This window comes from Acetatifactor sp., assembly GCF_982438285.1.
The window spans coordinates 1-8,241 of record NZ_CEWDFQ010000120.1 but is presented as its reverse complement, the minus strand read 5'-3'; the positions used below and the strand labels follow the sequence as shown (position 1 = coordinate 8,241).

The following is an 8,241-nucleotide window of genomic DNA, read 5'->3' as shown; positions in this document are numbered from 1 at the left end:
TTTCACCGCACCGCATAAAGAAAGCGCATAAGAAAGGATGAAAAAATGTCTCAGGCAACCGTTTATCTAAAATGTACCAGAAATGCAGAGGTAACGTCCCCGGACGTCTTTCTGACAGATATCGCCGCCCTGCGCTGCGCAGACGATACCATAAGCGCAAAGCTGAAATCCCTGAAGGTGCATCATTTCTCCAGTGACTCCTGTAAAAGATTTGTTCTGAGCACTCTTAAGGTTGTGGAGCTGATGGAAAAAGCCTGTCCCAACATCACTGTACAGATCATAGGGGAGACCGATGTATTGGTGGAATGGGTTTCGGTAGACAAGCACAAGGGCTGGCAGCAGTGGTTTAAAGCGGCTCTTGTATGTATGGTAAGCTTTTTCGGCACTGCCTTTACCATTATGGCCTATCACAATGATGTGGGAATCAACGATGTTTTTACGGAATTTTACCGGCTGGTCATGAACAGGGAGCCGGACGGCTTAAACGTTCTGGAGGTATCTTATTCCATCGGTCTGGCCGCCGGGATTATCCTGTTTTTTAACCATGTGGGCGGGCGCAGGATCACGAAGGACCCTACCCCCATTGAGGTTGCCATGCGCAATTACGAGAAGGATGTGGATATGGCGTTAATCGAAACGGCGGACAGAGAGGGGAAGGAGGCGGAAGCTTGACTTAAGAATCCCCTTGAGTTTCCCCTGGGTTTGTATTACACTAAAACTATCACATATACAAACGAGGGAAAGTTATGGAACCAAAAAGAGTATCTGATTCTGAGACGGAGCAGCTTCGGGTGGTTATCTATCCGGATATCAACGGCTTCGGCAGGCTGTTCGGGGGACGGCTTTTAGCCTGGATCGACGAGGTGGCTGGCGCTGCTGCAAGACGCCACTGCGGACGCAATGCCACCACCGTGGCCATCGACAATCTCTATTTTAAGTCAGGCGCCTATTTAAACGATATCATTGTGCTCATCGGAAGAGTGACCCATGTGGGCACTACCTCCATGGAGGTCCGGGTTGACACCTACAGGGAGGATACAGACGGCACAAGGCATCCCATTAACAGGGCCTATTTTGTCATGGTGGCCATGGGCGACGACGGAAAGCCCACGCCCGTTCCTCCTTTGCTGCTCGAGAATGAGGGAGAACGCATGGAGTGGGAAAATGCGGAAAAAAGAAGGGAGCTTCGGCTTATGCGCAGGAAGGAAGGCTACTAGTCCTTTCTTCCTTTTTTGTTTAAATATGTAGAAAATTTTGGAATTTCAAGTTACAATAATGTCAAACAAGCATCCCTGCAAAGCGGATGCGGAAACGAGGTAAATTATGAACTCAGAAAACAAGTATTATTATAATGACGCAGCAAAACGCTGTCGGAAAATGAACGGATTGTACATATTAGCCTCTTCCCTTCTCTGGTGTATGTTTCTGGTTTTTCTTGTGATGAAGCTGTTTACCGGAAACATTTCCGCGCCCACGGCCTATGGAAACATCGTCTTTGTTTTGATATTCCTTGCAGTGGATTTGGTTTTGTTTTTCCGAAATAGAGAGAGCCGCCGCTTAAAGCTCTTCGTTTCCATCACTGTGGGGCTGGAATTTTTGCTTTTGGGAGTGCAGACAAATGCAGAATTTATCTATTATGCTGTGATTATTATACTGGCTCTGCAGATTCCCTACTATGACCATAAATGCTTCCGTGGCACCAGCCTTGTCTATGCGGTTCTTTTTACGCTGGTGGTGGCAGTCCGTTTGGCGAAGGGAGTGAGCGTTATCGACATCGACTCTCTCTGCCGCAGCATATGTATGTACATTATCCTTTTTGTGCTTTGCAAGGTCAGCAGCGTCTCCAAGCTGTTCAGCGATCACGCTTTAGGCTCCGTACAGGAGCAGAGCCAGAGGCAAAAGACCATGCTGGATCACATTCTGGATATCTCCAAGACTGTACAGGAGCAGACTGCCGCAAGCGACACTCAGGTGAATGAGCTGGTAGATGCTGCCACCAAGACGGCCCAAAGCATGAAAGAAATTTCTTCTGCCACCAGCACAACGGCCCAAAGCATTGAGGAGCAGAACAATATGACCCAGACCATCCAGGAGGCCATCAATGAAACCCAGGAGCGCTCCAAAAAGATGGTAGAGGTGGCTACACAATCCAACGAAAGCATTCAAAATAACATGAAAGTCATGGACAACCTAAAGGAACAGTCCGCAAAAATTGCCGACACCAATCATGCGGTTACCCAGTCCATGACAAAGCTTCAGGACAAGACAAAAGAGGTGGAAAATATTGCCGGAATGATTCTCCAGATTTCCAGTCAGACCAATCTTCTGGCCCTGAACGCTTCCATCGAAAGCGCAAGAGCCGGGGAGGCTGGAAGAGGCTTTGCAGTGGTAGCCGATCAAATCCGCCAGCTTGCCGAACAGACCAAGAGCTCTACGGAAGAGATCACCAGAATCACCAGCGAATTAAACGCCAATGCCGCTGAGGTGGTGGCCTCCGTTGACACCTCCTTAAACGCGGCCAAGCTGCAAAACGAAAATATCCTTACTGCTGCGGACTCCTTTACCACACTAAACAATAACATGACCAGCCTCATTGAGGATATCAACGCCATTGACAAACAGATTTCCGGCCTGTCTCAGTCCAACAATCGGATTGTGGACAATATCTCGCAGCTTTCCGCCTCCACACAGGAGGTAACCGCCAGCGCAGAGCAAGTGCATGAAATGAGCGAGCAGAACCTGGTTCGCGCGGAGGGTGTGCGCACAGCCCTCAGTAATGTCCAAAACAAATTTGAGGAAATCAAAAATTATCTGTAAAATTTAAAGATAGCAAAGCCTCACCAATTTTTACCATACCAAAACAAAGGGCAGGATTCCTATGATTCTTTCTCGGAAATCCTGCCCTTTGTGTCTGCGCCTACCAAAGAGGCCCAAAGCTGATATTCAAATCTACCGGCCCGTCAATGCCGTTTACAGTGCCATTGTCCGTATACTGCCAGATTTCATACTGATAGGGATAATAGAAATCTGCATTATAATAAGCAAACCATTTGTCATAATTCTCCAGCTTCGCAAGATCAAGCAGAAGCGCCCCCATCTCCATATTGTGGTATATCATAGGCTTATAGCCTGCATTTTCAATGGTCTGGCAGAACAAAAGAGTAAGGTTTGTGCGCTCCTCCACCGTGAGGCTGTTCATACGTCCATCGTCCCCTGATACCTTTTCTACGTCAAACACCACAGGGCATTCTATCCGGTAGGGTGCAATTTTCTCCAGTACAAAATTGGCCTCCTCCAAAAGCTCCTCTTCGTTTATAGCCTGGGTATAAAAATAAACTCCCACCTTGATTCCAGCGCTTAAGGCCCCTTTGATATTCTGCTCAAAATACTCATCCTCCACCAGCTTTCCGGTGCCGTAGCCTCTCAAGCCCACCCGGATAAAGGCATACTCAACGCCATCTGCCGCCACCTGCTGCCAGTCGATTTCTCCCTGGTGCCTGGACACATCAATCCCCTTATGGGAGGTCACCTGTCCATTTTCCACATATTGGTATTCACCCGTCTCCAGAATATTCAAATTCTCCTGGGTGTAGTCATTCAAGCGCAGATCCCTTTGTATGGGTACAAAATGGAAAGTGCCGCCGCTCACCACCACCAGCTCATCGGGATAGTAGGGACGAAGGGTTTCCACCGTCGTTTCTCCGGCTGTAAGAGATGATTTGATTCCCTCCAGAATTTCCTGGGAGGCCTCGGTCCCCGCCTCCTCCTTTGCCTGGGCCACCATGGCGTCAACCTCCTCCTGGGTATAGGTGACCTGATCCTCCTGCTCGGAAAGCATCACCGCCTCCGCAATGTCATCGGCATTCTTCTGAAATTCTGCATCTATCCACATATAAAGAACGCCGGCCAGATAAGTCACAAGCACCAATACAAGAAGGCATCCAAACATCACAAGAATGGAGCTGATTCTGTTATTTCTTCTGCGTCCGCTCCTCTCCAGTCTGTCCTCCGTAGTCCGGCTGCCGTTTCTATTATTTTTCATGGGTATTTTCTTCTCTCCTTTTTTCACATCCGTGCCGCAGTCCGCCTCTTTCGACCGCAGTCGCCTTTATCTTTCATGATAATCTAAAATGTGAGGAAAAAAAAGAAAAAATAGCAATTTTTATAAAATATTAATGAATCAAAATCAGCCCGCCCGCTCCCGCAGCCGTAAGAGTATCTTTTTTTCCATTCTGCTGACCTGAACCTGACTGACCCCTAAAATTGCAGCAATTTCCACCTGTGTCTTATTTTGGAAATAGCGCATATAGATCAACTCTCTGTCGGAAGCCTCCAGACTGTCCAAAAGCTGGGAAAGCAGCATGTGATCCAAAAGCCGCTCCTTCTCATAATCGTTTCCGTCACACAGTCCGCCAAGTCCTGCAGCAGAGGCCGTCCCCTGGTTCTGCACCACTCTGTCCACCAGATACATCTCACTTCCGTCATCCTGATACACCGCGCTGTATAAGGATTCCACCTCAGCCCCCGCCTCCATGGCAAGCACGATTTCCTCCCGGGAAAGCCCGGATTCTCCGCTGATTTCCGAGAGAGTCGGCTCTCTGTTCAGCCTGGCCTGAAGACGCTGCCTGGCCACGCGCACCTTCAGCGCATTTTCCTTGATGGTTCTGGACACCTTCACCAGTCCGTCATCCCGCAGAAAACGTTTGATTTCCCCTGTGATCATGGGCACCGCATAGGTGGAAAACTTTACCCCCTGGCTTAAGTCAAATTTGTCGATTGCCTTGATGAGCCCTATGGTTCCGATTTGAAACAAATCCTCCATTTCACATCCTCTTCCTGCAAAGCGTCTCACAATATGATGCACCAGTCCCAGGTTTTTCTCGATCAGTACTTCTCTGGCCTCTTTATCTCCCGACTGGGATTTTGCAATCAGTACTGACACATCTTCCATAAGCTAGTCCTCTCTGTCTATCCATTCGCCGGTTCCCAGTTTTTTCTTCATCCGCACACAGGTTCCCTGTCCCGGTACGCTGGAAACCTCCAGATCGTCCATGAAAGCCTCCATAAAGGCAAAACCCATTCCCGAGCGTTCCAGCTCCGGTTTTGTGGTAAACAAGGGCTCCATGGCTCTTTCAATATCCGAAATTCCCTTCCCCTTATCCGTAACCTCAATATGTAAAATTCCCTTTTCCAAAAGGCACCGAATCCTTACCTTGCCCGGATGCACAGTCTCGTAGGAGGGTCTTACCTCCCCATGCCTGCCGTAGCCGTAAAGATTTTCGTAGCCGTGTATGATGGAGTTGGTCACCGCCTCCGACACCGCCGTCTTAATGTCCGCAAGCTCCTCCAGGGTAGGGTTTAAATGGGACACAAAAGCCGCCACCGCTACTCTGGCAAAGCTTTCGTTATTGGAAACCGCATCGAATGTAAGCTCCATTTCGTTTCTCATGTCTGCTCCCCTCCATACTTCCTGACTCTCTTTTTGTTCTTCCATCTCTGCCTTTTCTTTTACTTCCGACTTTTCTTTCACTTCTGGCTTTTCCTTCATTTCTGCAATCATGCTTTTTTCTCCGTTTCTGTTTTCTAATTTAATATTTCCACAATTCTGGTCAGTCCAGAAATCTTCAAAATCCGCTGTATCTGCCTGTCCGCATGAATGGCGTAAACACGGCCCCCAAAGCAGGCAATCTTCTTATAACGTCCCATGATAATGCCAATGCCGGAGGAATCCATAAACCTGGTATCCTCAAAGTCGAAAACCACATTACTCACATTCTCCCGCACAATGTACTGGTCCGCATTCTCACAGATATAACCGGCCAGATGATGGTCCACCTCTTTTGGCAGTCTGACCATCAGACAGTTGTCAATAACCTGAAACTCCTCCATTTGCTTCCTTCCTCTCTTCCCCTTTCCTTTTTCCCCGCATCCGTTCCGTTGTCCTCCTTTGCATATAAATGTGCGCCTGATCAGCTCAGTGCGCCAACCGGGTGCAGTGCAAAAGAACCTGCATAATACTATGCAGGTTCTTTTCTTTCGTACTTTTTCCATTCTGTTGTTTTTTACTGGCTGCCTCCAGCTGTGCTGAGGTCATCCCGGTAACGCTGTGCACGCCTTGCTCTGTCCGTATCGGGAAACAGCTCTATCACTCTGTCATAGGTCGCAACAGCGTTCTCCGTATCGCCGTTTAAGCGGTAGGCATCGGCCAGACTGTACAAAGCCTCCGCGTTTGCGGCATCGTAATATACTGCCCTGGTAAAGCTTTCAATGGCGGCCCCATAGTCCTCATCGTTATAGGCCGTGGTTCCCTCCGCATAATAGGTCTGGGAAAGCTCTGGCCCTACGGCCCCCAGAAGCACATTGTACAAGCCTTGAAAGGCCTGTGACGTATCCTCAATATTTACGCTTTGGGCAATGCTCTCCAGGTTTTCTCCCGTCTGCTGTGCATCCTGGTTCTCCAGATATGCGGTTGCAGCCGAAAGAAGATTATCGATGGTCTGCAGGGTGCCGTCCGCCCCCACATAGCCCTCAAGCTCCTGGTTCAAAGAATCATTTTCCTGCTCCAGGTTCGCGATTTGTGCCTCCAGCTCCGTAATCCGGGCAGTTCTTGTATCCAGCTGGTTTCCAATCTCCGTTATGGTTTTCTGAGCCTCGTTGTTGGCGTTAGACACGGCTGCAGGCACCACCAGAAAATACATTGCCGCCAGGCCGATCACAAGTCCAATCCCCAGATTCACCAGGGTGGATACGCCGCCTCCTCTGGTTTCTTTCACATTCAGCGGCTGAATGATAATCTCATTGTCGCTCTGGTAGCGCACTGCCTCATCTTTTCTGTGCCTGGGCATCTGCTTTACACCCTCTTCCGGCTGAAGCATCTGCTCCACCTCCTGCAGATAGCGCAGTGTCTGGGTGTTGTTCCGGTCAATGGCCATGCACTTTTTCAACTCCCGCTTGGCCTTCTCCCAATTTTCACTGTCCATATACAAAAGAGCCAGCAGCTGATGGGCCCGCACGAATTTGGGATTCAGGGAGAGCACCTTTTTCAGCTGGATCACCGCCAGATCCTTGCTGTCCTGCCCACAGTAAGCCAAAGCCTGATTATACTTTTTAATGGTTTGGTTGATGGCCTCTAACCGGGAAGCATTGGTCTGTATCATTTCGATATAGTCGTCCGCAATATTTTTCTCTCCCCTCAGGTTTTTGCTGATCACCCATTCACTCAGGGCCGCCACCACTTCGCCCATCTCAAAATACACAAGACCTAAAAGATTCCTGGCCTCAATATTATTTTTATTGAATTTAAGACTCTGCCGCAGGCTGCCTATGGCCCCGGTCAAGTCCCTGACTCCGGCCCTTTCCAGACCTTCGTTGTAGTACATATTGGAAACCTGCATTATCTTCTTGTAAAGAGAGACATCCGCTCCGCAGGCCGTACAAAAATCGTGCTCCGACAGGCGACAGCCACAGTTATAACAAAACATTCGCACACCTCTTTCCCATGACTGTTTCTTATGACTGTTCCTTCTTTCCTTCCGATTCCTTTATCATCTTCACCAGGATATCCGCCATATCCGTCAAATCCTGGTTGTAAATTGCTTCCTCCGCATCCTCCACCTCAAGACTGGGATGAAATTTCTTCAGCTCTTCCTCAAAATTAATCATGCGCTAACAGCTCCTTTATTTCGCCCGCCAGATAAAGGCTTCCCGCAATATAAATGCGTTCTTCCCCCATCTGCCCCCGGGACCTTCTCTGCTCCTCCAAAAGCGCGCGGAAAGCAGTGTCAACATTGTCGTATAAGGTGTATCTGCAGTCAGGGTGCTGTAAAAACAATCTGTCAAGCGCTGCAAGCTGCACAGCTCTTTTGTTTTTCATATGCGCTGCCGCAATGCGGTCAAACAGCCCGGACTGCGCCACTCTCTGCAGCATATGTCCGTAATCCTTATCTGCAGCCACACTAAATAAAAGACTCCTTTTCCCTTGCCAGCCGTCCATTTTTACCGTATCCAGAAACGCCCGGATGCCGTCCTCGTTATGGGCCCCGTCCAGATAGACCTCCGGCAGCACCTCTTCCATTCTGCCGGCCCAAAAGCACTTCTCTATTCCACGGATCAGGTGCTCCCTTGAGATGGTTTTTCCACCGTCCAGCACCTCTGCGCAGCGTACCGCAAGGGCCGCATTTTCCATCTGATATCCCGCTATGGTGTGCAAGGTAAGCCTAACATAACCATAATACCTAGTAC

General features: G+C 49.1%; 10 protein-coding genes. 3 read left to right on the top strand and 7 right to left on the bottom strand.

The window, feature by feature from the left end:
* Positions 1-45 precede the first annotated feature (45 nt).
* The 3 genes from AC1WIP_RS07590 to AC1WIP_RS07580 all read left to right on the top strand — a co-directional run bounded on the left by AC1WIP_RS07590 (position 46) and on the right by AC1WIP_RS07580 (position 2,817).
* Positions 46-672 carry a stage V sporulation protein AA gene (locus AC1WIP_RS07590; protein ID WP_481141285.1) on the top strand — a complete coding sequence of 209 codons (627 nt, stop codon included), beginning with the start codon at positions 46-48 and terminating at the stop codon, positions 670-672.
* A gap of 74 nt (positions 673-746) precedes the next feature.
* Positions 747-1,217, top strand: a complete 471-nt coding sequence (locus AC1WIP_RS07585) for an acyl-CoA thioesterase (protein ID WP_481141284.1) — start codon at positions 747-749, stop codon at positions 1,215-1,217.
* 106 nt (positions 1,218-1,323) lie between these two features.
* Positions 1,324-2,817 (top strand): methyl-accepting chemotaxis protein, encoded by a 1,494-nt coding sequence (locus AC1WIP_RS07580; protein ID WP_481141283.1) that lies wholly within the window; start codon positions 1,324-1,326, stop codon positions 2,815-2,817.
* Positions 2,818-2,917: 100 nt separating this feature from the next.
* Here the strand turns inward: AC1WIP_RS07580 and AC1WIP_RS07575 are convergent, their stop codons facing one another.
* The 7 genes from AC1WIP_RS07575 to AC1WIP_RS07545 form a co-directional block, all read right to left on the bottom strand.
* A complete protein-coding gene (locus AC1WIP_RS07575) occupies positions 2,918-4,042 on the bottom strand; it encodes a glycoside hydrolase family 25 protein (RefSeq protein WP_481141282.1) in 1,125 nt (374 codons plus the stop codon).
* Between the two features lie 144 nt (positions 4,043-4,186).
* A complete protein-coding gene (locus AC1WIP_RS07570) occupies positions 4,187-4,951 on the bottom strand; it encodes a SigB/SigF/SigG family RNA polymerase sigma factor (RefSeq protein WP_481141281.1) in 765 nt (254 codons plus the stop codon).
* Between the two features lie 3 nt (positions 4,952-4,954).
* Entirely contained in the window at positions 4,955-5,449 is a 495-nt protein-coding gene (locus tag AC1WIP_RS07565; RefSeq protein WP_318709974.1) for an ATP-binding protein, read from the bottom strand.
* A 134-nt stretch (positions 5,450-5,583) separates the two neighbouring features.
* On the bottom strand, positions 5,584-5,889 hold the full coding sequence (locus AC1WIP_RS07560; protein WP_481141280.1) for an STAS domain-containing protein: 306 nt from the start codon (positions 5,887-5,889) through the stop codon (positions 5,584-5,586).
* A gap of 173 nt (positions 5,890-6,062) precedes the next feature.
* Positions 6,063-7,481, bottom strand: coding sequence for a tetratricopeptide repeat protein (locus tag AC1WIP_RS07555; protein WP_481141279.1), 1,419 nt, complete (start codon positions 7,479-7,481; stop codon positions 6,063-6,065).
* A 28-nt stretch (positions 7,482-7,509) separates the two neighbouring features.
* The gene (locus tag AC1WIP_RS07550; protein WP_318704610.1) at positions 7,510-7,662 is read right to left on the bottom strand and encodes a hypothetical protein; all 153 of its coding nucleotides are present in this window, start codon (positions 7,660-7,662) and stop codon (positions 7,510-7,512) included.
* Positions 7,655-8,241: glutamate ligase domain-containing protein (locus AC1WIP_RS07545; protein ID WP_481141278.1), on the bottom strand; the 587-nt coding region annotated here is incomplete at its 5' end. The genes AC1WIP_RS07545 and AC1WIP_RS07550, both read right to left, overlap by 8 nt.

Coding starts and splice junctions, on each gene's coding strand:
- AC1WIP_RS07590 (WP_481141285.1), top strand. CDS start 46: ATGTCTCAGGCAACCGTTTATCTAAAATGTACCAGAAATGCAGAGGTA.
- AC1WIP_RS07580 (WP_481141283.1), top strand. CDS start 1,324: ATGAACTCAGAAAACAAGTATTATTATAATGACGCAGCAAAACGCTGT.
- AC1WIP_RS07570 (WP_481141281.1), bottom strand. CDS start 4,951: ATGGAAGATGTGTCAGTACTGATTGCAAAATCCCAGTCGGGAGATAAA.
- AC1WIP_RS07550 (WP_318704610.1), bottom strand. CDS start 7,662: ATGATTAATTTTGAGGAAGAGCTGAAGAAATTTCATCCCAGTCTTGAG.
- AC1WIP_RS07575 (WP_481141282.1), bottom strand. CDS start 4,042: ATGAAAAATAATAGAAACGGCAGCCGGACTACGGAGGACAGACTGGAG.
- AC1WIP_RS07555 (WP_481141279.1), bottom strand. CDS start 7,481: ATGTTTTGTTATAACTGTGGCTGTCGCCTGTCGGAGCACGATTTTTGT.
- AC1WIP_RS07585 (WP_481141284.1), top strand. CDS start 747: ATGGAACCAAAAAGAGTATCTGATTCTGAGACGGAGCAGCTTCGGGTG.
- AC1WIP_RS07565 (WP_318709974.1), bottom strand. CDS start 5,449: ATGAGAAACGAAATGGAGCTTACATTCGATGCGGTTTCCAATAACGAA.
- AC1WIP_RS07560 (WP_481141280.1), bottom strand. CDS start 5,889: ATGGAGGAGTTTCAGGTTATTGACAACTGTCTGATGGTCAGACTGCCA.